Raw genomic sequence first — 26,492 nt, 5'->3', positions numbered from 1 at the left:
TTTCACTCTTTCACTCTTCAAAGTCCTCCCGTTTTACCACCATCAACCGGTACGTTGATACCTGAGATGCTGGCGGCTGCGGGTGTGCACAGGAAAGCCACGGCAGCGGCTACTTCCTCGGCCGTAGCGAAACGGCCGATGGGGATTTCGCGCTCCATTTGGGCGGCTACCTCGTCTTCGGTCTTGCCCGAAGCCCCGGCCCGCATACTCAGCACGGCATCGAGCCGCGCTGTGCGGGTGTAGCCCGGCAGCACGTTGTTGACCGTGATGCCCCAGGGGCCCAGCTCCAGCGAAAGAGTTTTGGCCCATTGCGCCACGGCCCCCCGGATGGTGTTCGACACGCCAAGCCCCACAATGGGCTGCTTAACCGAGGTGCTGATGATGTTGACGATGCGCCCGTAACCGGCCTCGCGCATACCGGGGGCCAGCGCCTGTACCAGCGTTTGGTTGTTGATCAGGTGGTTGTGAAACGTCTGGACAAAAGCCTCGGCGGACGCGTCGATGAGTGGCCCACCAGCCGGTCCGCCCGTATTGTTGATAAGTATGTGGATAACAGGCGTTTTGGCCAGTAAATCACGCAGGGCGTTGGATACACTCCCCGCCTGACTAAAATCGGCGACCACGAACCCGTGCTGCTGCCCCTGACTGGTGTCGAGCTCGGTGATGGTTTGCTGAAGGGCGGCTTCGTTGCGGGCCATCAGAAAGACGCTGGCACCCAGCAGGGCTAACTCGACCGCCGATGCACGGCCGATTCCCTGCGTACTGCCACAAACAAGGGCGGTTTTGCCGGTAAGATTAAGATTCATAACTTCTGTCGGTACAGTGTAAACTTTTGGCCTTTGCAGCGCGTATATGGTTAGAGACAAAAGTAGGGTATTCCCCCGTTCGCGATGTACCAAAAAATCACCTTCATGGTAGCTGCGTGCTGCCTCTTTTTTGCCGTAGCCGTTGGGGCATCGGCCCCGCAGTCGGTTGACCATAGCCTGTTTGACCGGGTCCTGAAAAAATACGTGGATGAAAAAGGAATGGTCAATTATAAAGGCCTCAAAAAAGACCCTAAAGACCTCAACGCGTACCTCGACCTGTTGAGCAAAAACCCACCCGCGGCCAACTGGAGCAAAAACGACCAACTGGCGTACTGGATTAATGCCTACAACGCCTACACGCTTCGGCTGATTCTTGATTATTACCCCGTCAAAAGCATCAAAGACATCGGCAGCAAAATCCAGATCCCGTTTGTGAACACGCCCTGGGCCAAAAGCTTTATCAAGATCGGGAAAGAAACCATGAGCCTCGATAATATCGAGCATGGTACCATCCGCAAGCAGTTCAACGACCCCCGGATTCACTTCGCCCTGGTATGCGCGGCTGTGTCGTGCCCCAAACTGCGGAATGAAGCTTATGTAGGCAGTCGACTCGATGCCCAACTGAATGAACAGGGCGTGGATTTTCTGAACGACCCAGCCAAAAACGCCATTTCGGGTAGCCGGGCGTCGCTCTCGAAAATTCTGGACTGGTACGGCGACGACTTCGAGAAAAGTGGCAAAACACTGGAAAGCTGGATTAACCGGTACTCCAAGACCAAGCTGACCACCGACACCAAAATCTCATATCTCGACTATAACTGGAATCTGAACGAACAGAAGTAGTACAGTGAACAGTTAACAACGAACAACGAGCAGTAGGCAGTGAACAAATCCTTTGTAAAGCGGTTGAGCCTGCATAGCGAATTGTTCAATGTGACGTACGGCGCACGGATTGCTCATTGTTCACTGTTCGTTGATAACTGTTCACTGATTACTGATGAAGCGTATCCTGTACTGGTTCCGTAACGACCTACGATTACACGACAATGAAGCCTTTAGCCGGGCTGTCCGGCAGGCCGACGAAGTGCTTCCCGTTTTTATTTTCAATCCGGCTCTGTTTGCGCCATTACCGCGCTTGGGCTTCCGCAAAACCGAAATCTTTCGGGCTAATTTCCTCATCGAAAGCGTGGCCGACCTCCGGCGCAACCTGCGCAATCGGGGGGCGCACCTGATTATTCGCGTGGGCGACCCGGCCAAAATCCTGGCCGAGCTGGCTGGCGAAATCAAAGCGGAAGCCATCTACGCCAGCAAGGAAGTTACAAGCGAAGAAACCGGCATGGAATCGCGGTTGAGCAAGCTGCTCAAACCGCTAAACATCGACCTAGAGCTGTTCTGGCAATCGACGCTCTATCACGTGCGCGACCTGCCCTTCGATATTTCGCGCCTGCCCGACGTATTCTCGCAATTTCGGAATCAGGTAGAGCGCCGGGCCAAAATCCGCGCGACGGTCGAAGACCCCATGCGGGTGAAGCTCGTGCCCGAAATCGACCCCGGTGATATGCCGTCGCTCGCTTCGTTCGGTTTTTCGGCGGAGCAGATCGAAGCCCTGAACCGGCCCGACTCTCGGCGGGCGGTGGCCTTCAAGGGGGGCGAAACCGTGGCTCTGCAACGGCTCGAACGTTACCTCTGGGAAAAAGACCTGATTAAGACCTATAAAGAAACCCGCAACGGGTTGCTGGGCGAGGACTATTCGAGCAAGTTTTCGGCCTGGTTGGCCCACGGCTGTTTGTCGCCCCGAACCATTTACGAGGAGGTGATGCGCTACGAAGACGAGCGCGTGAAAAACGACCGGCTGGCGCTCCAGTCGACGTACTGGCTCATTTTCGAGTTGATCTGGCGGGATTTCTTCCGGTTTGTGGCTCTACGCTTCGGTGACCGCATTTTTAAGCCGAGCGGTATCAAGCACGACCTCCAGAAACGCTGGCGGCACGATCAGAATTTATTTATTCGCTGGACCGAAGGGCAAACAGGCATTCCGTTTATCGACGCCAACATGCGCGAACTGGCCGCTACGGGCTTCATGAGCAACCGGGGTCGGCAGAACGTGGGCAGTTTTCTGGTCAAAGACCTGGGCATCGACTGGACCTGGGGGGCGGCCTGGTTTGAGAGTATGCTCGTCGACTACGACCCGTGCAGCAACTGGGGGAACTGGAACTACACGGCGGGTGTGGGCAACGACCCCCGCGAAGATCGGTACTTCAATATTTACACACAGGCTACCCGTTACGATGAAGGGGGCGAATACGTAAGGCACTGGCTCCCCGAACTGGCCAAAGTCCCTGCGCCGAAGGTCCATATTGTCTCGAACCTGAGCCCACCTGAGCAACGACAGTACGGTATCGCGCTCGGCGATACGTACCCAATGCCGCTGGTAAACCCCAACAAGTGGCTGAAACGCTAAGGTAAGACAGCAAACCGGGCCGGGAGGTGTATCTTCCGGCCCGGTTCTTTTGGGATAAATTCGTGCCTTTCGTGAGCTAATCGCGTTTTTCGGCCGCTCATCCATTCAAACAACGGTCCCCAAAAAATAGTACTTACAGAACTGATCGGATTTTTTTTAGCTTTACCCCGATTTGACGATCAACCCGTTTATCAAATTAGAAACCATGTCAAGAACCACAATTATCGTCGTCGTTGTCCTCGTCCTGTTAGGTATGTACGGCTGTAGCTCATACAACGGTCTTGTAGAAAAAGATACTGCCGTTGAAAAAACCTGGGGTAACGTCCAGACGCAGTACCAACGCCGGGCCGACCTGATTCCTAACCTGGTACGTACCGTACAGGGAGCTGCCAACTTTGAAAAAAGTACGTTGCAGGCCGTTATTTCGGCGCGGGCCAATGCCACCGGTATTAACCTGAATGCCGATCAGTTGACCCCCGAAAATATCCAGAAGTTCCAGGCCGCGCAGGACCAACTGTCGGGCTCATTGTCGCGCCTGCTGGCGGTAGCCGAAAACTACCCACAACTCCGCGCTACGCAAAACTTCTCTGATTTACAGGCGCAGCTGGAAGGCACTGAGAACCGAATCACGGTGGCCCGTAACGATTTCAATCAGGTTGTAGGCGACTATAACCAGTCGGTACGGTCGTTTCCGAACAACATTTTTGCCGGTATTTTCGGGTTCCAGCGTCGGGGCTTCTTCGAAGCCAGCCAGGCAGCCCAGTCGGCACCAACGGTAGATTTTAAATAATGCGGAATGATGAATGCGTAATGCGTAAGAACGTTCACAACGATTGACCTTCTTTCATTACGCATTCATCATTACACATTACGCATTAAGCCATGCAGATCCCTGCCGAACAGCAACAACAGATCATAGCCGCTATCAAGCAGGCTGAGTTAGCCACATCGGGTGAGGTTCGGGTCCATATTGAAGGCCCTTGCCCGACGGGCGACCCGGTGGCGCGGGCTATTGAGGTGTTTGCGCATTTAGGTATGCACCAAACCCGTGAACAAAACGGCGTACTTTTTTACCTGGCCGTTGATGATCGGAAGTTTGCGGTCATTGGCGATAAGGGAATTGATGCGCGGGTGCCCGCCGGGTTCTGGGACGAAACCAAAGAACTGATGCGTCGGCACTTTGCCCAGGGGCAGTATGCCGAAGGGCTGGCTGGTGGTATAGCCCGGGCCGGTGAGCAACTGAAGCACTATTTTCCCCGGCTGGCCGACGATTCCAATGAACTCTCCGACGATATTTCGTTTAGCTGATTGCTTGTGAACGATCCTATATTCCGTAATCGACGCCTGTTTGGGCTATGCTGGCTACTGGCTTTGCTCCTGACGGTGAGCACGGCGGTGCGTGCGCAAACAGGCAACCCCAACGATGTTATCCCCGACCGGCCCAATCCGCCCCGTCTGGTCAATGACTACGTGGGTATTCTGCAACCCGGCGAACGGGCGACTCTGGAAGAAAAGCTGCGCCGATACAACGATTCTACCTCGACGCAGATCACCCTCGTCATTGTCAAAACGACCGAACCGTATCCCATCGGTGACTTTGCTTTTCAGGTGGGCCGCAAATGGGGGGTAGGGCAGAAAGGTAAAAACAATGGCCTGGTGTTAGCCTGGGCCACTGGCGACCGTAAGATATACATTGCCACGGGTTACGGCCTCGAAGGGGCAATCCCCGACGCGGTAGCCAACCGAATTGTCGATAATATCCTTGCACCGGCGTTTAAGCAGCAGCAATACTTTCAGGGGTTAGACGCAGCTACCACCGAGATTATCAAGCGGGCACAGGGTGAGTACAAGTCCGAACCGGCCAGTGAAGACGATGGGGGTGATATTTTTGTCTGGATTTTCCTGATTCTGGCGGTTATCATTCTCTTTAGCTGGATAAACCGCCGGGGTGGGGGCAACCGCTACCGGGGCGGAGGTGGCGGAGGCTGGTTTATTCCGTACACCACCTACACCGGATGGGGTAGCTCATCGGGTAGCTGGGGCGGAGGTGGCGGAGGTGGCTCCGACTTTGGCGGCTTCGGGGGCGGTAGCTTCGGAGGTGGTGGTGCCGGTGGCGATTACTAGCAACAGCAAGAGCTGACAAGATAAAAAAAGGGGACTCAGTTGAGTCCCCTTTTTTGCGTGTGAGTATAGAAACCGAAATTCACCCTTATTTTTTCTCCGTTACAGCGTTTTGCTTCGCAAACTCGGCCGCACCGCGCAGTTCAACCTCGTCGCTGACAACAGCCGTTGAGCTGGAACCAACACCAAAATCTGACCGCTTCAGGGTACCACTAACTTTAATTCCAACTTTTTCTGATTTACCACGGGGCGTCTCCTGAGTGATAGGCCCGTTCATAACCAGATCGAGCGTAACCGGCTTGGTTACACCATGCATGGTCAGGTCGCCCATGAGTTTGTATTTCTTACCCTCTACTTTCTTCAGCGACGTGCTCTTGAACGTCAGCGTGGGAAACTTCGCCGTGTCGAAGAAGTCAGCGCTTTTCAGGTGGCCATCCCGACGCTCATTCTCGGTGTTGATGCTGTTTACGTCGGCAGTCAGTTCGAAAACGGCGTCCGACAGATCGGGCTTCGACGAGGTCACGGTGGCATCAATGGTTTTGAAGTTACCGTCTACTTCTGTCAGCATCAGGTGGGTAACTGTAAAGCCAAGGCGGCTGTGTGATTTGTCTAAGGTCCAGGTCTGGGCATACGTGCTCAGTGAGCTAAGGGCAACAGCAACAAGAAGCGACAGTCGTTTCATAGGAATGATAGAAAAGGTGAAAAAAAACAGATACACTATCTGGATACGTCGTTACTGCGACATCTTCCAGTCAGGAGCAAATAACTATAGTTCTATTCAACCAATCAAGTAACTATCGATGTAGAAGGGTTTTGCACCGATAGGGTACCAAAACTTGCCGACCAAAGCGTACAGAGATCCTGGGCCCTTCCTAATGGAAGGCCGTGATAATGAGTCAGAAAACAGGTGTTAGGTTACTGGGCGATATGCCCGTTTATCCGGAAATTGTTCCGGTCGAAGTAGGTAAGCTGCTCGAAACCTTCAATCTGGTAACTACGCACACCCCATCCCTGCCCGGCCTCGGAGCCGCTAATCAGCAGGAGTCGGCGCTCCGACATGTACAATGGGTTTTCGGTTTTCAGAATGGCCTGGATCTGAACCGGCTGGCGCGTTGTGGAGTCGAGCCGCACCAGCAGCGACCGTACGGTGAGTTTCTCTTCAGTCGATTTCAGCGTGTACTCGTACGTGAGTGAGTCGGGGCGGGTAATGGTGTAACTGGTTCGAAACGCTGGCTTGTTTATATCGGCTTGCTTAAATAGTTCCAGCTCTTTGGCCCAGTCGATTTGGGCAGTGGTTTGCAGATTCGTTTTTCCGCTGATGAAGGCGTTTTTCTCTACCGTTGGCTTTTGAGCGGCCAGTTTCTCAATTTGCCTCGACACGTACCCGGCTACATCGAAGTACACAGGTTTGGCTACAGTTTGCTCGTTTGAGTTATCACATGAAACCAAAAGTATAGCGGCAAAAACAAGGAGAATACGTGTCATAAAACGGTAAAAAAGGGCCCTCTACTTCAATAGCAGAGGGCCATTTGTATTCGACTAAACGTACTTTAGTGGTAAGACGTTCAAGCTTGTTGGATCAAACTCTGGCCGTTCATTTCACTCGGTTTGGCAATACCCATCAGCTCCAGAATTGTAGGTGCTACATCGGCGAGCTTGCCGTCGTGCAGAGCGGGTTTCAACTGATTGTCGACCAAAATACAAGGTACCAGATTTGTGGTATGCGCCGTGTTGGGTGTACCATCGTCGTTCACCATGTAATCGGCATTCCCGTGGTCGGCAATGATAATGACCGAATAATCGCTGGCTAAAGCGGCCTCGGTAACGGCCTGCGTGCAGGCATCAACGGCCTCGGCTGCCTTCACCACGGCTTCAAATACGCCCGTATGGCCCACCATATCGGTGTTGGCAAAGTTGAGACAGATAAAGTTGGCCGTTTTGTTTTGTAGCTCAGGTACAATGGCGTCGCGAATATCGTAGGCGGCCATTTCGGGTTTCTGATCGTAGGTCTTTACCGGAATAACCGTCGCGTTGCCATCGGCATCATACACCGTCATTTCCTTAGGCGACTGGCACAGCAACCGTTTTTCTCCGGCAAAAGGCTCCTCGCGGCCACCCGAGAAGAAGAAGGTCACGTGCGGGTACTTTTCTGTTTCGGCAATACGAATCTGGGTCCGGCCGGCAGCAGCGATTACCTCGCCAAGGGTATTGTTGAGGTTGTCTTTGTCGTAGATGACATGGACGTTGGTAAAATCGTTATCGTAGTTGGTCAGGGTCAGGTAGTACAAATTCAGTTTTTGCATTTCCTGCTCTGGGATATCACGCTGCGTGAGCGCGATCGTGATTTCGCGGCCCCGGTCGGTGCGGAAGTTGAAGCACAGCACGACGTCGCCTTCGTCGATGGTGGCTACGGGTGAGCCATCTTCCTGCGCGACCACAATTGGCTTAATGAACTCGTCGGTGACCCCTTCGTCGTATGAGGCCTGAATAGCCTGCAATACGTTGGCCGCTCCCACGGGCGTACCCGAACCGCGTACCATCACATCGTATGCCTGCCGTACTCGCTCCCAGCGATTGTCGCGGTCCATGGCGTAGAATCGCCCTGTTACACTGGCCAGTTTTCCCGTTGTTGCGGCTAAGTGTTGTTGCAGATCGCTCAGAAAACCGAGGCCACTCTTAGGATCGGTATCGCGTCCGTCGGTGAAGGCATGCACGTACACGTCGCTCAGTCCTTTAGCATGGGCAATAGATAACAGTCCCTTCAGGTGATCGATGTGCGAGTGAACGCCCCCGTCAGACACCAGGCCGATAAAATGTACCTTTTTGCCGTTTTGCTTAGCGTAATTGAGTGCATCGACCAGCACCGGCTCGGTGTCGAGGGTGTGTTCTTCAACGGCTTTGTTGATCTTAACCAGATCCTGATACACAATACGACCGGCCCCCAGGTTCATATGCCCCACTTCGGAGTTGCCCATTTGACCCGCAGGCAGGCCAACGGCCAGTCCCGACGCTTCGAGTCGGCTATGAGGGTATTGGGTGAAAAGCGAGTCGATAAAAGGCGTTTTGGCGGCTGCCAGCGCCGACCGTTCGAGCTGCGTAGCAATGCCCCAACCGTCGAGAATGAGAAGTATGACGTTTTTTTCCATAAAGCAAAAGAGTGAAAGAGTGAAAGAGTGAAAGAGTGCGGGCCGCGCTCGGCAAAGAGTAAAATATACTACCGCTCTTTCGCCATTCACTCATTCGCCATTTAACTGGTGTATTTCCTGCAAATAATTGAGCAGCTGCTCACAGCAGCGGTAGGTAATCTGGTAAACCTCTTCGAATACCTCGGGGCCCTCGTAGTAAGGGTCGGGCACGTTGGGGTCATCACCAACAACCGGATCAAATTCACGAAGGAGAAAGATGTTTTCGTCGCTCACCAGCCCGAGGCTCCGCTGACTGAGTTTCAGCACCGCGTCGAAATTGGCCTCGTCCATTGCTACGAAATACGTAAACTGAGCGAGGTCTTCGCCGATCATCCGGCGTGCCCGATGGGTGAGGTTCAGGCCGTGTTCCTGTGCGTTTTGGCGGGTTCGCCGGTCGGGTAATTCACCCAGATGATACGAAGAGGTGCCCGCCGAGTCGCAGCTGATTTCGTTTTCCAGTCCTCGCTGAGCTACCAAACTACGGAAGATACCTTCGGCAACCGGTGACCGGCAAATGTTACCCAGACAAACGAAGAGAACGGAAAGCATTTTTCAGTGAACAGTTAACAACGAGCAGCGAACAGTTAGTAACGAACAATTAGCAATATACACTTGCCTACTGTTTACTGTTTACTGTTCACTGATGACTGTTCACTGTTTTTCTATCGGTTCGTTATTTTCGTCAACCAGCACGTACACGTCTTCGGTTGGCTTTTTCATGAGATACCGCTCGCGGGCGTACTTCTCCCGGAGCTGATCGGTACCCAATACAAGTTTACGCTGATTCTGTACCCGTTTGATGGCCGACTGGTAAAAGGCTTTGCTTTCTTCCAGGTCCCGGAGTGTCCACCAGTTGCGAAACTGCGCAAACAAGTCGTTTGCATCAAACGCCAACATCCAGACCAGCAGGCCAACGCCTGTGGCTACGTAAAAGTTACGGCCATATCGGAGGAGACGCTTCATAATGAATACGGTGTAATGCACAATGAATAATGGGCAATGCGTACTGAGTAGGGAGCTCCAACTCAACGTGTGCATTACACACTATTCATTGTGCATTATCCATTAAAACTTCAGACCCGGGAAGTAGGCTACCTCGCCCAGTTCTTCCTCAATCCGGAGCAACTGGTTGTACTTCGCCATCCGGTCCGAACGCGAGGCCGAGCCCGTCTTGATCTGACCCGTGTTCAACGCAACGGCCAAATCAGCGATGGTAGCATCTTCGGTCTCACCCGAACGGTGCGACATGATGTTTTTGTACGAATTACGCTTAGCCAGGCTTACGGTATCGATTGTTTCGGTCAGCGAGCCAATCTGGTTTACTTTAACCAATACGGCGTTGGCGATACCTTGCTCGATACCCTGCGTCAGGCGGGTTACGTTGGTTACAAACAGGTCGTCGCCTACCAGTTGAATTTTGTTCTTCAGCAAATCGGTATGCATTTTCCAGCCTTCCCAATCGTCTTCGGCCATGCCGTCTTCGATGCTCAGGATGGGGTATTTGTTGCACCAGTCGGCCCAGTAGTTAGCCATTTCCTGCGATGTTAGCTTATCACCGCTCGATTTCTTGAAGTGGTACTGCTTGGTTTCGGGGTTATAAAACTCCGACGAAGCGGCATCCATAGCGATCCAAACATCTTCGCCGGGGCGGTAGCCTGCCTTCTCAATGGCTTGCAGGATAGTCTGGATAGCTTCTTCGTTTGAAGTGATGTTGGGTGCAAAACCACCTTCATCACCTACGTTGGTCGACAAGCCTTTGCTCTTCAATACCTTTTTGAGAGTGTGGAAAATCTCGGTTCCCATCCGCAGGGCTTCAGAGAAGCTAGGTGCGTTGGCCGGCATAACCATAAACTCCTGAAAATCGATTGAGTTGTCGGCGTGTGAACCTCCGTTGAGGATGTTCATCATCGGCACGGGCAGCGTGTTGGCGTTTACCCCACCAATGTACCGGTACAGCGGCAAGCCTGCTTCCTGAGCGGCTGCTTTAGCAACAGCCAGCGATACACCCAGGATGGCGTTGGCACCCAGTTTTCCTTTGTTGGGCGTACCATCCAGTTCCAGCATCACCTTGTCGATGAGGCTCTGCTCGAAAACGGAAGCACCCGCCAGCTCGGGGGCAACCAGTTCGTTCACGTTCTGAACGGCTTTCAACACACCTTTGCCTACGTACACGCTCGCGTCGTCGTCGCGTAGCTCTACGGCTTCGTGTGTACCGGTTGAAGCACCCGATGGTACTGCCGCCCGGCCCAGAAAGCCGTTCTCGGTCCGTACATCAACTTCAACGGTTGGGTTGCCTCGTGAATCCAGAATTTGTCTGGCATGAATGCTCTGAATGGTACTCATTGCGATATAAAAAAGGTTAACAACTAAAAATTCTATTTTTTCCCTGTGGACTGATATAATCATTGGTCATCAGCCCTTTTTACAGACAAAGTAACGAAATAAGAAGGAGTTTTTTGGATTGTCCTCAGAAACGACCGTCGAACCGGGTAAACAATCATAGGCTGTGGTATCAGTGCGATACGATTTCTGCTCAAACGGAATAGAAAGTAGTCGGCTTATAATATTATAATTGATAATTTATTCATTTGTATGCACTCTGTTTTCTATATTTGAATTGTCAAGTGAAACACTGGACATAGTAGGCATTTTGTACATCCCCTTACCATGAAATCACTGCTACGTGTCGCCCTGTGTGCTGGCGCCTTGTGGGTAAGCCTGCACACATCTGTAATAGCTGGAAGTCGATTAGTTCATACAGAGGTGAGCGTGGCCGGTAGCATGCATGGCCTTGGGCCCTCGGTTGCACCGGCTGATACTGGCGTTCATCGAGTTGCGCAGTCGGCAAGTATTCAGGCTGGTGTCTTAGGGGTTCGCGGGTTCTACAATCGTTCGTTAGGGTATTCGGGTCGGTTGATGCTGCGCATTGGGGGTCAGTATCTGGCATATCGAAAGCCGAATCGGGTCAATCTGGATAAGAGTGCCTATATCATACTCCAACCCGATTTTATGGTCGGTATGGCTGAGTTGGGTGCGCGCTGGCAGGTTCTCAAGGGCCGTAGCCTGTACGTAGCCACCAGCATTGCGTACAATTGGCATCCATCGCTGAACCTCCGAATTCATGCCGAAGATAAACTGAATTTCGATGGGCTGGAGCTTACACCCGAAGACGTAGGTATTGTTGATTTGGGCTTCCGGTGGCAGCGGTTTATGCCTTACGTGGGCGTGGGGCTCGGCAAGGTAGTGCCTAAACGCAGGCTAAGTGTAGGGGGCGAAATGGGCTTTTTCTACATGGGGAAGCCTCGTGTCTCGCTCGATTATAGCGGGTTTTTGGAAACTACGACGATCGATGAACAAATCCCAACTGTGGAGCGCAATCTGTCGGGTTATCGTTTTCTGCCAACGCTGACTATCTCGCTGACGTATCGGCTTCCTTAATTCATCAAGACATTCGTTATGAATCGCTATCTGTACGTACTCGCCCTGTTTTTACTGAGCTTGTTTCTAGGTCTGGAAGCTTGCCAAAATCCGCTGGAAGGCGTTACAATCGGCCTTAAAGACCCTATTCAGAGTGGGGTTATTGAATGCCGGTTGTACGATCCGGCCGGAAATCCGCTACCGGCCAATAGCCGTATTATTATTAGTGGGCCCGACGCCAATGCGGTAGTTACGACGCTCAATTCAAAAAAGTACAAAATCACGACCGACGGGGTGTTGTTACTGGCCGTTTCGCCCGAAGTGATGCCATCTGCACAACGCCCGTTTCGCTTTACGGTGGCCATTGTTACGCCCGATTATCTGACCGTTGTGCAGCCGTTTGTACTGACCAATGGTAATCGGCAGGTACGCTCGCTTCCGTTGATTAGCCTTTCAAAGCCCCCCGTTGGTATGACTCCTGCCGACCAAAGCGGGCAACCAGCCAATACAGGAACCATACTTTCGCTGCATACCAGCCCAACGGCTCAGGGCGATATGGCGCGGGTACAGATTCCGTCGGGGACGTCGTTTACCGACCGGGAGGGTAAACCTGTAAGCGGAAAACTGACTCTCCAGCTTATTCATACCAACGCGCGAACGGGCAATGCGGCCGGACAATTGCCCGGTGGACCCGTTTTTTCTAATGTGGTTGGGGTAGGGGCTGGCACATCACTCCGGGCTCAATCCGTTGCTGGTTCAATATCGATTAAGGTATTCAACGAAGACTTTCAGCTGGTGCAGCAATTATCACAGCCGGGTGAGTTGAACATGGATCTAAATCCGGGAACAGTAAATCCGCGAGCGGGCCGTACTATTCAGCCCGGCGACAGTATCCCCTTGTTCAGTTACGATGCTGTTACGGGTGTTTGGAAACCCGAAAAAGCAGGTATAGTAGTTCGAGAGGCCAGTACCGGTCGATTGACCTTGCAGGCCCGTTTTACGCAGGCTGTTTCGTACATCGCTGCCTGGACAACCCCTGTATGTTCGCTTGGGCCGGTGTTTAGCGTGCGTAGTAAGCTGACGGGCGTGGATGTGAAATACAAGTGCCAGCTGATTGATGCCCAGACCAAGGCGGTGGTTACTACGTTTTTTGCGGGGGTGAATAACAATGATCGGATCGCGATTGCCAATCAGGAAGCGGGCCGGTCGTTTATACTCCGGGTTTTCGATGAGACCGATGCCTGGGGAAAGGGAGCAAAGGGAGGTCTGATCGGTGAGTCGGCTCCGGCTACTTCCTGCGACCAAACGCCCATACCGCTGCTATTAAACGAATTGCCGGTGCCTCCATCCATGCAGCTTCAGTTTCAGTTTTCGTGCCCACAGGGCAAACTGCTGGATGAGGCCTCCCTGCCCGCTCTTATGCTCACTCAGTACAGCGAAGTGGGAAAAGACAACTGGCGCGATCTGGTCTCGGCCACGCGTACACAGCGGAACGTGACATCGTATAAGCTTCGGGTAGGACAGCGCTACGATTTTCGGGCCAGTACTGATGGGGGGGCATCGTGGCCACTTCGGCAGAATGACTACCTGGTGGATAAGGCTACTTGGGCGCTTAAGATAAAAGCTGAAATGTATTGTAAGTAAGTTCCAGAATAGGTATCGGTGTAGATGAGAAAAGCCCGGTAGATCGTTTCTACCGGGCTTTCTGTATTAATGCATCAGCTGCACAAACTCATCGAACAAATAGCGAGAGTCGTGCGGGCCGGGCGAGGCCTCCGGGTGGTACTGAACCGAGAAAGCGGGTTTGTCTTTCCGCCGAATGCCCTCGATGGTATTATCGTTCAGATTGAGGTGGGTAACCTCCACGTTATTGGTATCCCGAACGTCGTCGCCTTTCACGGCAAAGCCGTGATTCTGCGACGTAATCTCGCAAAGACCCGTAATCAGGTTCTTGACCGGGTGGTTCAATCCACGGTGGCCGTTGTGCATTTTGTACGTCGAGATGCCGCTGGCCAGCGATAGGATCTGGTGACCCAGGCAAATACCAAACAAAGGCTTTTCGGTAGCTAATGCCTGTTTCACCGTTTCAACGGCGTAGGGCATGGCAGCCGGATCGCCAGGGCCATTCGAGATAAAGAAGCCGTCGGGATTCCAGGCGGCCAGTTCTTCAAACGGAGTACGGGCCGGAAAAACCTTGCAGTAAGCGCCCCGGTCGGTGAGGTTGCTCAGGATGCTTTTTTTCACGCCCAGGTCGAGCACGGCCACTTTCAGCCGGGCATCTTCCTGCCCTAGTTCGTACGTTTGCTGCGTACATACCTCCGACGACAGCTCCAGCCCGGCCATGTCGGGCACTTTATTCAACTCGGCTAAGAGCTGAACGGGGTCAAGAATTTCCGACGAGATAATACAGTTCATCACGCCTTTATCCCGGATGTAGCGAACCAGTTGCCGAGTGTCAATGCCGTGGATACCCACGATATTGGCCTTCTCGAAATAGTCCTGCAGCGAACCATCGGCCGTAAACCGGGAGTGCACCTGCGAGAAGAAATTGCACACCATACCGCGTACTTTAACGCCGTTTGATTCTTCTTCCAACTGGTGTTGCACGCCGTAATTACCGATGTGCGAGGTGGTATTGATAATCACCTGGCCGTAGTAAGAAGGGTCGGTATAAATCTCCTGATACCCCGTCATACCCGTGTTGAAGCAGATTTCGCCCCCTGCTGTACCGCGCTTTCCGAGCGCTAATCCCCTGTAAACGGAACCATCCTGCAAAACCAATAAAGCCTCCGGCTGTTGCGTGTGTTTCATCGTCGATTTCTTGCCTTAATCAGGTATATTCGGTTTGTTACTCCAAAAAAAAGGGTTAACCCAGTATGGCTAACCCTCTTTCACTATGTTTAATTCCGTTGCATTAAGCTTGCTTCGGCTCATCGTTCGACTCTTCGGCGGGCGCTTCGCCTTCTGTAGCGGCCGGAGCCTCTGCTACAGGGGCTTCTTCAACAGCGGCTTCGGCTGCAGGTGCCTCTTCAGCAGCTACTGGCTCATCAGCTACCACTTCAGCCGCTGGGATAGCGGCCGTGTCTGCTGCCTGGCGAGCACCGCTGCTCCGACGACCCCGACGGGTCCGGGCAGTAGCTTTCTCCTGAGCAGCTGCGAGCAGCGTTTCGTTAAAGTCAACCAGTTCGATCAGACAAGTTTCGGCGTTATCACCAGCGCGGTTACCCAGCTTGATGATGCGCGTGTACCCTCCCGGACGGTTGGCAATCTTATCGGCTACAGGCCCAAACAGTTCTTTGATCGTTTCTTTGCTCGTGAGCGTCTGGAAAACGATCCGGCGGTTTTGGTGAGTATCATCCTTTGCTTTCGTCAGCAATGGCTCCACAAACTTCCGCAATTCTTTGGCTTTCGCTAAAGTCGTCTCGATCCGCTTCTTCAGAATCAGCGACGACGCCATGTTCGAGAGCATAGCTTCCCGATGCGAGTGCGTACGGCCTAAGTGATTATCTTTCTTACCGTGTCTCATTTTGGTAGAGGGAGGAAGGAGGAGGAAGGTAAAGAGGAAAGCAATCTTTTCTCTTTACTCCTTTTCTCCGTTCTCCTTAGTTTTTTAGTCTTCGTCTAATCTGTATTTCGATACGTCCATGCCGAAATTCAATCCTTTTTCGGCCACCAGTTGTTCCAGTTCCGTAAGCGACTTCTTTCCGAAGTTGCGGAACTTCATCATGTCGGAGATTTCCAGACGAACTAGTTCGCCCAGTGTCCGTACATCGGCTGACTTGAGGCAGTTGTAGGCCCGAACCGACAGGTCCAGGTCCGACAGTGGCGTTTTGAGGAGCTTGCGCATATGGAGCATTTCCTCATCGACCACGTTCTCTTCCTCGGGCTTCGTTGTTTCGAAGGTCATATTCTGATCTGAGAACAGCATAAAGTGCTGGATCAGGATATAAGCTGCTCCTTTCAACGCTTCTTCCGGATGGATAGAGCCGTCGGTCTCAATGTCGAGAATCAGTTTCTCAAAGTCGGTTTTCTGCTCGACCCGCGTGTTCTCAACGCTGTACTTCACATTCTTAATCGGTGTGTAGATTGAGTCGATCGGAATGTGGCCGAAAGGCAATTCATTTGCCCGAGGCTCGTCAGCCGGAACATAGCCACGACCCTTTTCCACAAAGATTTCCATCTCCAGGTCGCGCGTATCGTCAATATGGCAGATGACCAGATCGGGGTTCAGTACTTCAAACGAAGACGTAAACTTTGAAATATCACCAGCCGTCAAGACAGACTGTTTTTTGATATTGACCGTAATTTTGCTGTCGATCATATCAGAGATCTTCTTAAACCGAACCATTTTCAGGTTCAGGATAATCTCTGTTACGTCTTCAACAACCCCCTCGATCGACGAAAATTCGTGCAGTACGCCTGGAAACTTCACGCTCGTAATGGCATACCCTTCGAGTGACGACAGCAGGATTCGCCGTAGTGCGTTTCCGATCGTGACGCCGTACCCTTTTTCGAGGGGCTTAAACTCAAACACTCCGTGAAAATCGTTGGCTTTTTCAACCACGACTTTATCGGGCATTTGGAACGCTAAAATTGACATACCTTTTTATGTTAACAGCAGCTCGCCTGCCAATGGAGTAGAAACCCGTTAGATGCAAAAGGAGGCAGAACTCCAGAAGAGCTCTGCCAAACATCGGACCGCACGGGTGGCCCCGCGCGAAAGCGTCGGAACGCCAAAACGAATAATTACTTCGAATACAATTCGACGATCAACTGCTCGTTTACGTTCTCTGGGATCTGATCGCGCTCAGGGTAGCTGATAAACTTACCTGAGAGTTGCTGAGCATCCCACTCTACCCAGTTGTAACGCTTGGCATTACGGGCTGACAGGCTGGTGCTGATAGCTTCAAGCGACTTCGACTTTTCGCGAACGCTGATGATCTGACCTGGCTTCAACGAGTAAGAAGGGATGTTTACTACCTCGCCATCGACTACGATGTGTTTGTGCGAAACCAGCTGACGGGCTGCCCGACGTGAGGGGGCAATACCTAAACGATACACGGTGTTATCGAGACGAGCTTCGCAGAATTTGAGCAGGTTTTCGCCGGTGATACCATCTTTAACAGCGGCCCGGTGAAACAGGGCGCGGAACTGCCGCTCAAGAATACCGTAGATATATTTTACTTTTTGCTTCTCCAGCAGCTGTACTGCGTATTCAGATTGCTTCCGCTTCCGACCACGCCCGTGCATGCCGGGAGCATAGTTTTTCTTCTGGAGCGCTTTGCTGGGGCCTAAGATAGGCTCGCCAAACTTGCGCGAAATTTTGGCTTTTGGTCCTGTGTAACGTGCCATTTAATGAACGAATAATAAGTTGGAACATGGACAGACACAACCGAATGTCGCCTGGCCTTATTCAATTCACCCGTTTTATACGCGACGGCGTTTGGGTGGCCGACAGCCGTTGTGGGGCATCGGAGTAATGTCGCGGATTGTAGTTACCTCGATACCCGAGTTCTGAATAGTACGGATAGCTGACTCACGGCCTGCACCCGGTCCTTTCACGAACACCTCTGCTTTGCGCATACCCAGATCGTGGGCTACAGCAGCACAGTTTTGAGCGGCAGTCTGAGCGGCATACGGAGTGTTTTTCTTTGAGCCTTTGAAGCCCATCTTACCAGCCGATGCCCATGAGATTACCTGACCGTTCAGGTTGGTGATTGAGATAATGATGTTGTTGAAGGTAGCCTTGATGTGTACCTGGCCAACCGATTCAACCACTACAATGCGCTTCTTCGCCTTGTCTTTGCGTTTTGCTTGTGCCATTTGTTTGAAGTTGGCAGTGGCAGAATGCCAGTGGCAGTTTGTTAATACTGCAACTGCTACTGCTTACTGCTACTATTTAGTCGCTTTCTTCTTGTTAGCAACCGTCTTACGCTTGCCTTTCCGCGTACGAGAGTTGTTCTTCGTATGCTGACCACGAACCGGCAGACCTTTCCGGTGCCGCAGACCCCGGTAGCAACCGATGTCCATTAAACGTTTGATGTTCAACTGAACCTCTGAGCGCAGCGCACCTTCAACTTTAAAATCGTTGCTGATCGCGTTACGGATGGCGCTCGACTCTTCGTCGGTCCATTCGCCTGCTTTCTTATCGAGGCTGATACCAGCACCCGACAGAATTTTCTGTGCGGTACTCCGACCAATTCCGAAGATGTACGTCAGCGCAATTTCGCCACGCTTCTTGTCCGGAATATCAACACCTGCAATACGTGCCATAGAAAATTAACCTTGTCTTTGTTTGTATCGGGGATTCTTCTTGTTGATCACGTACAGTTTCCCTTTCCGACGGATCACGATGCAGTCTTCACTGCGCTTCTTGATGGATGCTTTAACCTTCATTTGAAAGTTTACAGTTTAATGTCGTCAGTCTTCAGTTATAAGCCAGCAGTTTTTGGAAAGCTGAAAGACTCAAACTGAAAACTGAAAACTTACTTGTATCGGTACACAATCCGCGCCTTACTCAAATCGTAAGGCGACATTTCTAACTTCACACGATCACCGGGAAGGATTTTGATGTAATTCATCCGCATCTTTCCCGATATGTGAGCAACTACCTCATGCTTGTTGGCCAGTTCTACCCGGAACATTGCATTCGATAATGCCTCCAAAATAACGCCGTCCTGTTCTATTGAATTCTGCTTCGCCATATTCAGTTTTAAACCGCCACAGAGGTGTCCAGTTCAACGGCCAGACTGGTGTTGGCTGTTACCTCTTCGATGTATTGGAATGTAGTCAGAATTTCTGCCTTACCTTTCCGCACCGCTACGGTATGTTCAAAGTGGGCGGATGGTTTCCGATCGGCTGTCCGGATAGTCCAGCCATCTTTATCCTGAGTGATCGCTTTCTTTCCGAAATTGACCATCGGCTCGATCGCCAGTACCATTCCTTCCCGCAGCTTTACGCCTTGTCCACGCTTGCCATAATTAGGTACTTCGGGGGCTTCGTGCAGGTTTTTACCTACACCATGTCCGACTAACTCCCGAACAACCGAGTACCCAAACCCCTCTACGTACGACTGTACAGCGTAGCCTATGTCGCCAATTCGGTTTCCATCAATCGCTTTCTCCAAGCCGATGTACAAAGATTCTTTCGTGCGGGCCAACAGTTTCCGTACAGAGAGGCTTACTTCGCCTACTGGGTAGGTGTAAGCACTATCAGAATGAAATCCATTGAGTTGAACTCCGCAGTCAACAGAGATAATATCTCCGTCCCGTAACTCGTACTTACTTGGAAAACCGTGCACTACTATGTCGTTGACTGAGATGCAAAGCGCACCTGGAAAACGAGTAGCAGTACCATTGTTAAAGCCCAGAAATGATGGAATACCCCCATTATCTCTAATGAACGTCTGGGCTACCGTATCAAGTTCCTTGGTCGTAATACCCGGACGAATCAGCTTTGCTACTTCTCCATGAGCTTTACCCAGGACCTGAGCACTCTCACGCATCAGCGCAAGTTCTTCATCGCTCCGAAGGTAAATCATGTTACTCTTGGCGGACATTAGGCAGCTACAGTTTCGGCACGTCCTTGTACACGACCTGATTTCATCAAGCCTTCGTACCGACGCATGAGTAAGTAACTTTCTACCTGCTGGAGCGTATCGAGAACTACACCCACCATGATCAGGAGCGATGTGCCACCGAAGAATTGCGCAAAACCAGTGGTCATGCCAAGCAAGTTGGCAATGGCTGGAAGAATTGCAACAATGGCAAGCATAACAGCTCCGGGGAGCGTGATACGGTCGAGTACCATACCAATGTAGTCTGAAGTAGCAATACCCGGCTTAACGCCCGGAATAAAACCGCCACTACGCTTCATGTCATCGGCAATCTGAGTTGGGTTAACGGAGATTGCCGTGTAGAAGAATGTGAAGACGATAATCAACAGGGCGAAAAGTACGTTGTACTGCCAGGTGGTATAGCTTTGAAATGCGTTCTGTACCGAAGCTGCAAAGTCGCTTTTTTCTGCGAAAAGCCCTGCCAGATACGTTGGGATGAACATCAAAGCCTGAGCAAAGATGATTGGCATTACGCCCGCTGCGTTGAGCTTGAGCGGCAAGTATTGACGCTGACCGCCCACTACTTTGTTACCAATAACCTGCTTAGCGTACTGAATCGGGATTCGGCGAACGGCCTGGGTCAGCATAACTGCCCCCATAACCACGAAATACAGTGCCACCAATTCAAGAACAAAAATCAGCAGACCTGATGAACCACGTGATTGGAATTCGCCCAAGATGGCACCCGGAAAACGAGATACAATCCCGATCATGATGATCATGGAAATACCATTGCCGATGCCCTTGTCGGTAATCCGCTCACCCAACCACATGCAGAAAATGGTTCCAGCGGTAAGGATGAACAGTGAAGAGATTGTGAACAGACCCCGGTCGATGAATAGAGCGTCGGCGGGAATCGTCGTACGGATGTACGTCAATGCTTGCACGGCAGTTACCCCGATGGTCAGCACCCGCGTAATCTGATTGAGTTTTTTTCGACCAGATTCGCCTTCCTTCTGCATTTTTTGAAAGTACGGTAGGGCCAGCGTCAACAGCTGAATGGCAATAGAGGCCGAGATGTACGGCATAATACCTAAGGCAAAGATTGACGCTTTGCTGAAGGCACCACCCAAAAAGGTGTCTAACAAACCCAATAGACCCCCGGTATTAATATCCAGGCGCTTGGGATCAACGCCGGGCAGTACAATCGCTGAACCCAGACGGAAGACGGTAATAAACAACAGAGTGTTCAGGATACGAGTCCGTAATTCCTCTATTGAAAAGATGTTTTTGAGCGTGGTGATAAGACGATTCATAAAATTTCAGGCCGTTGCCGTGCTCACAGATTAGTTCTTCTCTCCCTCTTTTTCGTTGGCCCGAACAGGTTGTGCTGGTACTACAGCTTTACCACCTGCCTTTTCAATGGCCTCTTTGGCGCTGGCCGAGAAAGCATGGGCATGCACTTCAACAGATGCCTTCAGCTCACCCCGGTTCAGAACTTTGATCAAATCACCTTTTGCCATCAAACCATTTTGCTGGAGTACGGTCTCATCAATAACGGCAGCGTTTGTTTTTTCAAACAGGATCTGCAGTGTATCGAGGTTGATAGGCTTGTACTCTACGCGGGTCGGGTTTTTAAAGCCAAATTTCGGTACCCGACGCTGAAGGGGCATTTGACCACCTTCGAAGTGTAATTTACGGCTGTAGCCTGAGCGTGATTGCGCCCCTTTGTGGCCACGGGTAGATGTACCACCCATTCCTGAGCCTTGTCCGCGACCGACTCGCTTGCGCTCTCTGACGGAACCCTTAGCCGGTTTAAGGTTGCTTAAATTCATTTTATTATTGTGTTTGTACTTGCAATGATTATTTGCAGCCTGCAAAATTCGTAAAAAGAATTGCAAACCGCAAAAAAGACGTTGGATATTAGACGATAGACGTTAGACATTGATTGTTAGCGAGGTAATCGTCAATGTCTAACGTCTGATGTCCAACATCTAACGTCCACTATCTAACTCCTCAAGGGTTAGATTTCTTCTATCTTAACGAGGTGCTTTACCTTGTTTACTACACCGGCGATAGCGCTGTTATATTCCAGCTCAATGCTCCGGTTGATTTTACCCAAACCAAGCGATTTGATCGCGTTCTTCTGAGTCTGCGGACGGTCGATGATGCTCCGAACCTGTGTGATGCGTACGCGTGCCATGATGCGATCCGTTTAGCCGTTAAATACTTTTGACAATTTCACGCCACGCTGGAAAGCTACCTGGTGAGGAGCGCGCATTTTCTGCAGGGCGTTGATTGTCGCTTTTACCACGTTGTGCGGGTTCGACGAGCCTTTCGACTTCGCCAATACGTCGCGTACGCCAGCGCTCTCCAGAACGGCGCGCATAGCACCACCTGCAATTACACCCGTACCGGGGGCAGCAGGCTTGAGTAGTACAAAACCACCACTGAATTTACCTTCCATCTCGTGAGGCACTGTGTGCTTCAGCAGAGAGATCTGGATCAGGTTCTTCTTGGCGTCTTCCGTACCTTTTGCAATGGCGTCAGTTACTTCGTTGGCCTTACCCAACCCGTAACCTACCACACCATTACCATCGCCAACTACAACGATGGCTGAGAAGCTAAACCGACGACCACCTTTAACAACCTTGGCTACACGGTTGATAGCGACTACGCGCTCTTTCAGATCGGACTCGTTTACTTTTGAAGGTCTTACGTTCGTTACCATGCTTGCCTTAGAATTTGAGGCCACCCTCACGGGCTCCGTCGGCCAATGCTTTTACTTTTCCGTGGTACAGGTAGCCGTTACGGTCGAATACCACAGCCGTGATATTCTTAGAAGCTGCTTTTTCAGCAATCCGCTTTCCAACTTCCTTGGCTACGTCCACCGTAAAGCCACTTGCTTCAGATTTCAGTTCAACTGAAGAAGCTGCCACCAGCGTGTGGCCGGCTGCATCGTCAATCAGTTGGGCGTAGATCGCCTTATTCGACCGAAATACCGACAGGCGAGGGCGTTCTGCCGTACCTGATACTTTGGCGCGAATCGAGTATTTGATTCGTTGACGCCGTTCCGTTTTATTCGTTGCCATCTTATTTGATACCGACCAAATAGGCGATTAATCAAGTTGATAGTCTCCGGTCTCCAGTTTTCAGCAGGTGGGTTCTGATAAGCCAAAGACCCGTCAGCCCGAAACTGAAAACTGTAGACAGAAAACTTATTTTTTAGACGAAGATTTACCTGCTTTCCGGCGAATAACTTCACCCACGAAGCGGATACCTTTGCCTTTGTATGGCTCAACCTTACGGAGTGAGCGAATTTTGGCAGCTACATCGCCGATCAACTGCTTGTCGATACCTTCCAGAATAACCTTTGGGTTCTGACCTTTTTCGGTCACAGCCGATACTTTGATTTCGCTCGGTACAGCAACGTAAACGTTGTGTGAGTAGCCAAGCTGAAGCTCCAGTACGTTGTTGTTAACGGCAGCCTTGTAACCTACACCGACAATTTCCAGGTCAACCTTGTAGCCGGTGCTTACACCTACTACCATGTTGTTGACCAGGGCGCGGTACAGGCCGTGCAGGGCTTTGTGACGCTTCTGTTCGGTGGGGCGGCTTACCTGAATAGTGCCTTCCTCTACTGCGACCGAGATATCTGGGTCGACAGCCTGAGTAAGCGTGCCTTTCGGGCCTTTTACCGTCACGACGTTACCATTGTCGATTGACAACGAAACGCCACTGGGCAGAGCGATGGGTTTTTTACCTACGCGAGACATTGTTCGATCAATGGATTAATAAACGTAACACAACACTTCACCACCTACATTCAGTGTCTTGGCTTCTTTATCGGTCATTACGCCTTTAGAAGTAGACACGATCGCAACGCCAAGACCGTTCAGGATCCGTGGCAGGTTATCGGCACCCCGGTACTGGCGGAGACCTGGGCGGCTGATGCGCTGCAGATCAACGATGGCGGGCTGCTTCGTCACGGCGTTGTACTTCAGAGCGATCTTAATCACACCCTGGGGGCCGTTGTCGTCAAACTTGTAGTTCTGGATGTACCCTTTGTCAAACAGAACTTTGGTGATTTCTTTCTTTATGTTGGATGCAGGGATCTCCACAATCCGGTGCTTAGCGCGGATGGCGTTTCTGATTCGGGTCAGATAGTCTGCAATTGGGTCTGTATTCATTTCTTCCTCGTGTTGCTCACAGCCCTCTCTATTAATCGGGCTGCAAAATTACGGAAACTGAATTACAAATAAAAGTGCTGATTTAGATGCAATTAGCGCTTACCAGCTTGACTTCGTTACGCCCGGAATCTTGCCTGCGCTGGCCATCTCACGGAATGTTACACGTGAGATACCGAATTTGCGCATATAGCCTCTGGGACGGCCGGTCAGTTTGCAACGATTGTGCAACCGAACTGGCGATGCATTGCGGGGCAGTTTATCCAAAGCAGCATAATCGCCAGCTTCTTTGAGGGCTGCCCGCTTCGTAGCATATTTAGCTACCAACGCTTCGCGCTTCCGCTCCCGTGCTTTGATTGATTCTTTTGCCATGTCTTTATGACGTCCTTAGCGTGATTACTGCTTATTTCTTGCTGCTGGCAAAGGGCATTCCGAGGGCCTTCAGCAACTCATAACTTTCGTTATCTGAGTCGGCGGTTGTTACGAACGTAATGTCCATACCCGAAATACGCGATACCTTGTCAATGCTGATCTCCGGGAAGATGATCTGCTCTTTTACACCAAATGTGTAATTGCCACGACCATCAAATCCTTTGTCGCTGATGCCTTTGAAGTCCCGAACGCGGGGCAACGCTACCGTTGTCAGACGATCCAGGAATTCGTACATCCGGTCGCCACGCAGCGTTACTTTTGCACCGATCGGCATGCCTTCCCGAAGTTTGAAGTTCGAAACGGCCTTCTTAGCAACTGTCTGAACGGCTTTCTGACCCGTGATCTGAGTCAGCTCATCCACACCTACGTCTACTAATTTTTTATCAGCAACGGCGGCTCCAATCCCTTTATTGATGACAATCTTGGTCAGACGCGGTACTTGCATAACCGACTTATACTGAAACTTGTCTTTCAACTGGGCGACCACCTCATTGAGATATTTCTCTTTTAATCTTGGGCTTGCCACTTTCTTGACTCGTTTAATGGTGATAAACTCCCCGACCGGTTAGATGAATTCGCCGGTCTTCTTCGAGTACCGCTGCAACTTACCCTTATCATTCACCCGGCGGCCTGTGCGCGTCGGTTGATTGGTGGCCGGATCAATCAGCATCAGGTTACTGATGTGAATCGTTCCCTCCGTTTGTACTAAGCTGCCTTGCGGATTCTGTGCGGTTGGCTTAATGTGTTTGGTGATCATGTTCACACCTTCCACTTTAGCACGCTCTTTCTCTACCAGCACTTCCGTTACTTTTCCTTGCTGACCCTTTGAGTTCCCAGCAATCACCACGACGGTATCACCCGTTTTGATGTGGAATTTAGCTTTCTTCTTTTCCATCTTACAATACCTCCGGGGCTAAAGAAACGATCTTCATAAATTGCTTCTCACGCAGCTCGCGGGCAACAGGTCCGAAGATGCGGGTTCCGCGGGGCTCATCGTTGTTATTGAGCAGAACGGCGGCATTGTCTTCAAACCGGATGTACGATCCGTCTTTCCGGCGTACTTCCTTCTTGGTCCGAACGACAACGGCTTTTGATACCGTTCCCTTCTTAATATTGCTCGACGGAATAGCTGCCTTTACGGTCACAACGATCTTGTCGCCCACCGATGCATACCGCTTGCCCGTACCGCCCAGCACGCGGATAACCAGTACCTCTTTGGCACCACTGTTATCGGCTACACCTAATCTTGATTCTTGCTGTACCATGGCTTACTTGGCCTTTTCGATAATTTCGACTAATCTCCAACGCTTGTTTTTGCTCAGGGGGCGAGTTTCCATGATGCGCACCGTATCACCGATACCGCAGTCATTGTTTTCGTCATGAGCCATGAACTTGGTGGTACGGTTCATAAACTTACCGTACATCGGGTGCTTCACCTTGCGGTCAACGGCAACCGTAATGGTCTTCTGCATTTTGTTGCTGACCACACGCCCGATCCGCTCTTTCCGAGCATTACGCTCTACCGAAGCCTGCTGCTCCGATTGGGGCTGTTCTGTTTGCTGTCCTTCCATTGTGGGTAGCTATTTAGGCCTGCTGGCGCGTTTTGGCGGTCAGTTCCGTGTGTAAACGAGCAATCAGTTTGCGGGCCTCACGGATACGCATCGGGTTTTCGATGGGCGATACAGCGTGAGCGAATTTCAGTTTAAGCAACCGAGCTTCTTCGGCTGTAATCTGCTCTTTCAATTGCTCGGCCGAGAGCGCCTTGATTTCTTCCTTCTTCATGATAAGAGTCTGAACTGTGATTCTTTTGATTGTGGTGACTATTGCGAATCAGTTAAATCAGAAAAATCACAGTTCTGATTTTATGCTTGTTCCTGGTAGTCGCGTCGTACAATGAACTTCGTGCGAACGGGGAGCTTTTGTGCGGCTAACCGCAGGGCTTCCATACCCGTTTCCAAAGGAACACCTGTTGTTTCGAACAGGATCGTGCCGGGCTTGATAACGGCTACCCAATACTCAGGTGCACCTTTACCTTTACCCATCCGCACTTCGGCGGGCTTCTTAGTGATAGGCTTGTCTGGGAAAATCCGAATCCAGACCTGGCCTTCGCGTTTCATAGCCCGGGTTACCGAGATACGAGCTGCTTCTATCTGACGTGCCGTAATCCAGCCCTGCTCCAACGACTTGATCGCAAACGTACCGAATGCAATTTCGTGGCCCCGGGTGGCAAGACCTTTGATCTTGCCTTTGTGCATCTTACGGAACTTGGTTCTTCTTGGCTGTAACATCTTTATTAAGAAGTTATGAGCTATGAGTTAAGAGTTATGA

At 51.3% G+C, this 26,492-nt stretch carries 37 protein-coding genes; 7 read left to right on the top strand and 30 right to left on the bottom strand.

What is annotated here, in order from left to right; genetic code table 11:
- Positions 1 to 17: 17 nt before the first annotated feature.
- Positions 18 to 806 (bottom strand): SDR family oxidoreductase, encoded by a 789-nt coding sequence (locus RUDLU_RS0111535; protein ID WP_019988540.1) that lies wholly within the window; start codon positions 804 to 806, stop codon positions 18 to 20.
- A gap of 105 nt (positions 807 to 911) precedes the next feature.
- Here RUDLU_RS0111535 and RUDLU_RS0111530 point away from each other — a divergent pair, with 105 nt between their 5' ends.
- The 5 genes from RUDLU_RS0111530 to RUDLU_RS0111510 all read left to right on the top strand — a co-directional run bounded on the left by RUDLU_RS0111530 (position 912) and on the right by RUDLU_RS0111510 (position 5,391).
- A complete protein-coding gene (locus RUDLU_RS0111530; protein ID WP_044130257.1) occupies positions 912 to 1,649 on the top strand; it encodes a DUF547 domain-containing protein in 738 nt (245 codons plus the stop codon).
- A gap of 154 nt (positions 1,650 to 1,803) precedes the next feature.
- A complete protein-coding gene (locus RUDLU_RS0111525) occupies positions 1,804 to 3,267 on the top strand; it encodes a DASH family cryptochrome (protein ID WP_019988538.1) in 1,464 nt (487 codons plus the stop codon).
- 205 nt (positions 3,268 to 3,472) lie between these two features.
- A complete protein-coding gene (locus RUDLU_RS0111520; protein ID WP_027302981.1) occupies positions 3,473 to 4,057 on the top strand; it encodes a LemA family protein in 585 nt (194 codons plus the stop codon).
- A gap of 92 nt (positions 4,058 to 4,149) precedes the next feature.
- A complete protein-coding gene (locus RUDLU_RS0111515) occupies positions 4,150 to 4,575 on the top strand; it encodes a TPM domain-containing protein (protein WP_019988536.1) in 426 nt (141 codons plus the stop codon).
- 6 nt (positions 4,576 to 4,581) lie between these two features.
- On the top strand, positions 4,582 to 5,391 hold the full coding sequence (locus RUDLU_RS0111510; protein WP_044130256.1) for a TPM domain-containing protein: 810 nt from the start codon (positions 4,582 to 4,584) through the stop codon (positions 5,389 to 5,391).
- An 85-nt stretch (positions 5,392 to 5,476) separates the two neighbouring features.
- Here the strand turns inward: RUDLU_RS0111510 and RUDLU_RS0111505 are convergent, their stop codons facing one another.
- From RUDLU_RS0111505 to eno, 6 genes are all read right to left on the bottom strand, one after another.
- Entirely contained in the window at positions 5,477 to 6,070 is a 594-nt protein-coding gene (locus RUDLU_RS0111505) for a YceI family protein (protein WP_027302979.1), read from the bottom strand.
- A gap of 233 nt (positions 6,071 to 6,303) precedes the next feature.
- Entirely contained in the window at positions 6,304 to 6,873 is a 570-nt protein-coding gene (locus RUDLU_RS0111500) for a hypothetical protein (protein WP_027302978.1), read from the bottom strand.
- Between the two features lie 80 nt (positions 6,874 to 6,953).
- The gene (gpmI, locus tag RUDLU_RS0111495; protein ID WP_019988532.1) at positions 6,954 to 8,534 is read right to left on the bottom strand and encodes a 2,3-bisphosphoglycerate-independent phosphoglycerate mutase; all 1,581 of its coding nucleotides are present in this window, start codon (positions 8,532 to 8,534) and stop codon (positions 6,954 to 6,956) included.
- A gap of 90 nt (positions 8,535 to 8,624) precedes the next feature.
- Positions 8,625 to 9,122: a low molecular weight protein-tyrosine-phosphatase gene (locus tag RUDLU_RS0111490; protein ID WP_019988531.1), complete on the bottom strand. Its 498-nt coding sequence runs from the start codon at positions 9,120 to 9,122 to the stop codon at positions 8,625 to 8,627.
- A 102-nt stretch (positions 9,123 to 9,224) separates the two neighbouring features.
- The gene (locus RUDLU_RS0111485) at positions 9,225 to 9,536 is read right to left on the bottom strand and encodes a hypothetical protein (protein ID WP_019988530.1); all 312 of its coding nucleotides are present in this window, start codon (positions 9,534 to 9,536) and stop codon (positions 9,225 to 9,227) included.
- A 102-nt stretch (positions 9,537 to 9,638) separates the two neighbouring features.
- Entirely contained in the window at positions 9,639 to 10,916 is a 1,278-nt protein-coding gene (eno, locus tag RUDLU_RS0111480; RefSeq protein WP_019988529.1) for a phosphopyruvate hydratase, read from the bottom strand.
- 324 nt (positions 10,917 to 11,240) lie between these two features.
- On the opposite strand from eno, the gene RUDLU_RS0111475 reads away from it, so the two are divergent.
- On the top strand, positions 11,241 to 12,011 hold the full coding sequence (locus tag RUDLU_RS0111475; RefSeq protein WP_157580163.1) for a hypothetical protein: 771 nt from the start codon (positions 11,241 to 11,243) through the stop codon (positions 12,009 to 12,011).
- Positions 12,012 to 12,029: 18 nt separating this feature from the next.
- Complete coding sequence (locus RUDLU_RS0111470; protein ID WP_019988527.1) at positions 12,030 to 13,634, top strand: hypothetical protein; 1,605 nt, start codon at positions 12,030 to 12,032, stop codon at positions 13,632 to 13,634.
- Between the two features lie 66 nt (positions 13,635 to 13,700).
- Here the strand turns inward: RUDLU_RS0111470 and carA are convergent, their stop codons facing one another.
- From carA to rplP, 23 genes are all read right to left on the bottom strand, one after another.
- Complete coding sequence (gene carA / locus RUDLU_RS0111465; protein ID WP_019988526.1) at positions 13,701 to 14,801, bottom strand: glutamine-hydrolyzing carbamoyl-phosphate synthase small subunit; 1,101 nt, start codon at positions 14,799 to 14,801, stop codon at positions 13,701 to 13,703.
- Between the two features lie 103 nt (positions 14,802 to 14,904).
- Positions 14,905 to 15,516, bottom strand: a complete 612-nt coding sequence (rplQ, locus tag RUDLU_RS0111460) for a 50S ribosomal protein L17 (protein ID WP_027302975.1) — start codon at positions 15,514 to 15,516, stop codon at positions 14,905 to 14,907.
- A gap of 84 nt (positions 15,517 to 15,600) precedes the next feature.
- On the bottom strand, positions 15,601 to 16,590 hold the full coding sequence (locus RUDLU_RS0111455; protein WP_027302974.1) for a DNA-directed RNA polymerase subunit alpha: 990 nt from the start codon (positions 16,588 to 16,590) through the stop codon (positions 15,601 to 15,603).
- Positions 16,591 to 16,736: 146 nt separating this feature from the next.
- On the bottom strand, positions 16,737 to 17,342 hold the full coding sequence (rpsD, locus tag RUDLU_RS0111450; protein WP_019988523.1) for a 30S ribosomal protein S4: 606 nt from the start codon (positions 17,340 to 17,342) through the stop codon (positions 16,737 to 16,739).
- Positions 17,343 to 17,417: 75 nt separating this feature from the next.
- Complete coding sequence (gene rpsK, locus RUDLU_RS0111445) at positions 17,418 to 17,813, bottom strand: 30S ribosomal protein S11 (RefSeq protein ID WP_019988522.1); 396 nt, start codon at positions 17,811 to 17,813, stop codon at positions 17,418 to 17,420.
- 72 nt (positions 17,814 to 17,885) lie between these two features.
- Positions 17,886 to 18,263, bottom strand: coding sequence for a 30S ribosomal protein S13 (gene rpsM, locus RUDLU_RS0111440; protein WP_019988521.1), 378 nt, complete (start codon positions 18,261 to 18,263; stop codon positions 17,886 to 17,888).
- Positions 18,264 to 18,269: 6 nt separating this feature from the next.
- Positions 18,270 to 18,386, bottom strand: coding sequence for a type B 50S ribosomal protein L36 (ykgO, locus tag RUDLU_RS0111435; RefSeq protein WP_009284800.1), 117 nt, complete (start codon positions 18,384 to 18,386; stop codon positions 18,270 to 18,272).
- Positions 18,387 to 18,475: 89 nt separating this feature from the next.
- On the bottom strand, positions 18,476 to 18,694 hold the full coding sequence (gene infA / locus RUDLU_RS0111430) for a translation initiation factor IF-1 (protein WP_019988520.1): 219 nt from the start codon (positions 18,692 to 18,694) through the stop codon (positions 18,476 to 18,478).
- Between the two features lie 8 nt (positions 18,695 to 18,702).
- Positions 18,703 to 19,530, bottom strand: coding sequence for a type I methionyl aminopeptidase (gene map, locus RUDLU_RS0111425; RefSeq protein WP_027302973.1), 828 nt, complete (start codon positions 19,528 to 19,530; stop codon positions 18,703 to 18,705).
- A gap of 17 nt (positions 19,531 to 19,547) precedes the next feature.
- On the bottom strand, positions 19,548 to 20,861 hold the full coding sequence (gene secY / locus RUDLU_RS0111420; RefSeq protein WP_019988518.1) for a preprotein translocase subunit SecY: 1,314 nt from the start codon (positions 20,859 to 20,861) through the stop codon (positions 19,548 to 19,550).
- A gap of 30 nt (positions 20,862 to 20,891) precedes the next feature.
- Positions 20,892 to 21,380, bottom strand: a complete 489-nt coding sequence (rplO, locus tag RUDLU_RS0111415) for a 50S ribosomal protein L15 (protein WP_027302972.1) — start codon at positions 21,378 to 21,380, stop codon at positions 20,892 to 20,894.
- Between the two features lie 188 nt (positions 21,381 to 21,568).
- On the bottom strand, positions 21,569 to 21,748 hold the full coding sequence (gene rpmD, locus RUDLU_RS0111410) for a 50S ribosomal protein L30 (protein WP_019988516.1): 180 nt from the start codon (positions 21,746 to 21,748) through the stop codon (positions 21,569 to 21,571).
- 12 nt (positions 21,749 to 21,760) lie between these two features.
- Positions 21,761 to 22,276, bottom strand: coding sequence for a 30S ribosomal protein S5 (rpsE, locus tag RUDLU_RS0111405; RefSeq protein WP_019988515.1), 516 nt, complete (start codon positions 22,274 to 22,276; stop codon positions 21,761 to 21,763).
- Between the two features lie 7 nt (positions 22,277 to 22,283).
- On the bottom strand, positions 22,284 to 22,637 hold the full coding sequence (rplR, locus tag RUDLU_RS0111400; protein ID WP_019988514.1) for a 50S ribosomal protein L18: 354 nt from the start codon (positions 22,635 to 22,637) through the stop codon (positions 22,284 to 22,286).
- Between the two features lie 126 nt (positions 22,638 to 22,763).
- Entirely contained in the window at positions 22,764 to 23,321 is a 558-nt protein-coding gene (rplF, locus tag RUDLU_RS0111395) for a 50S ribosomal protein L6 (RefSeq protein WP_019988513.1), read from the bottom strand.
- A 15-nt stretch (positions 23,322 to 23,336) separates the two neighbouring features.
- The gene (gene rpsH, locus RUDLU_RS0111390; RefSeq protein WP_019988512.1) at positions 23,337 to 23,735 is read right to left on the bottom strand and encodes a 30S ribosomal protein S8; all 399 of its coding nucleotides are present in this window, start codon (positions 23,733 to 23,735) and stop codon (positions 23,337 to 23,339) included.
- A gap of 99 nt (positions 23,736 to 23,834) precedes the next feature.
- The gene (gene rpsN / locus RUDLU_RS0111385; protein ID WP_019988511.1) at positions 23,835 to 24,104 is read right to left on the bottom strand and encodes a 30S ribosomal protein S14; all 270 of its coding nucleotides are present in this window, start codon (positions 24,102 to 24,104) and stop codon (positions 23,835 to 23,837) included.
- 31 nt (positions 24,105 to 24,135) lie between these two features.
- Positions 24,136 to 24,690: a 50S ribosomal protein L5 gene (rplE, locus tag RUDLU_RS0111380; RefSeq protein WP_027302971.1), complete on the bottom strand. Its 555-nt coding sequence runs from the start codon at positions 24,688 to 24,690 to the stop codon at positions 24,136 to 24,138.
- A gap of 39 nt (positions 24,691 to 24,729) precedes the next feature.
- Positions 24,730 to 25,059: a 50S ribosomal protein L24 gene (gene rplX / locus RUDLU_RS0111375; RefSeq protein WP_019988509.1), complete on the bottom strand. Its 330-nt coding sequence runs from the start codon at positions 25,057 to 25,059 to the stop codon at positions 24,730 to 24,732.
- Position 25,060: 1 nt separating this feature from the next.
- Complete coding sequence (rplN, locus tag RUDLU_RS0111370; RefSeq protein WP_019988508.1) at positions 25,061 to 25,429, bottom strand: 50S ribosomal protein L14; 369 nt, start codon at positions 25,427 to 25,429, stop codon at positions 25,061 to 25,063.
- A gap of 3 nt (positions 25,430 to 25,432) precedes the next feature.
- Positions 25,433 to 25,735, bottom strand: coding sequence for a 30S ribosomal protein S17 (rpsQ, locus tag RUDLU_RS0111365; RefSeq protein WP_019988507.1), 303 nt, complete (start codon positions 25,733 to 25,735; stop codon positions 25,433 to 25,435).
- 13 nt (positions 25,736 to 25,748) lie between these two features.
- On the bottom strand, positions 25,749 to 25,946 hold the full coding sequence (gene rpmC, locus RUDLU_RS0111360) for a 50S ribosomal protein L29 (protein WP_019988506.1): 198 nt from the start codon (positions 25,944 to 25,946) through the stop codon (positions 25,749 to 25,751).
- A gap of 80 nt (positions 25,947 to 26,026) precedes the next feature.
- The gene (gene rplP / locus RUDLU_RS0111355; RefSeq protein ID WP_027302970.1) at positions 26,027 to 26,452 is read right to left on the bottom strand and encodes a 50S ribosomal protein L16; all 426 of its coding nucleotides are present in this window, start codon (positions 26,450 to 26,452) and stop codon (positions 26,027 to 26,029) included.
- Positions 26,453 to 26,492 lie beyond the last annotated feature (40 nt).

The sequence above is a fragment of the Rudanella lutea DSM 19387 genome (genome assembly GCF_000383955.1).
GTDB lineage: Bacteria > Bacteroidota > Bacteroidia > Cytophagales > Spirosomataceae > Rudanella > Rudanella lutea.
This window is presented reverse-complemented; position numbering and strand designations above follow the sequence as displayed.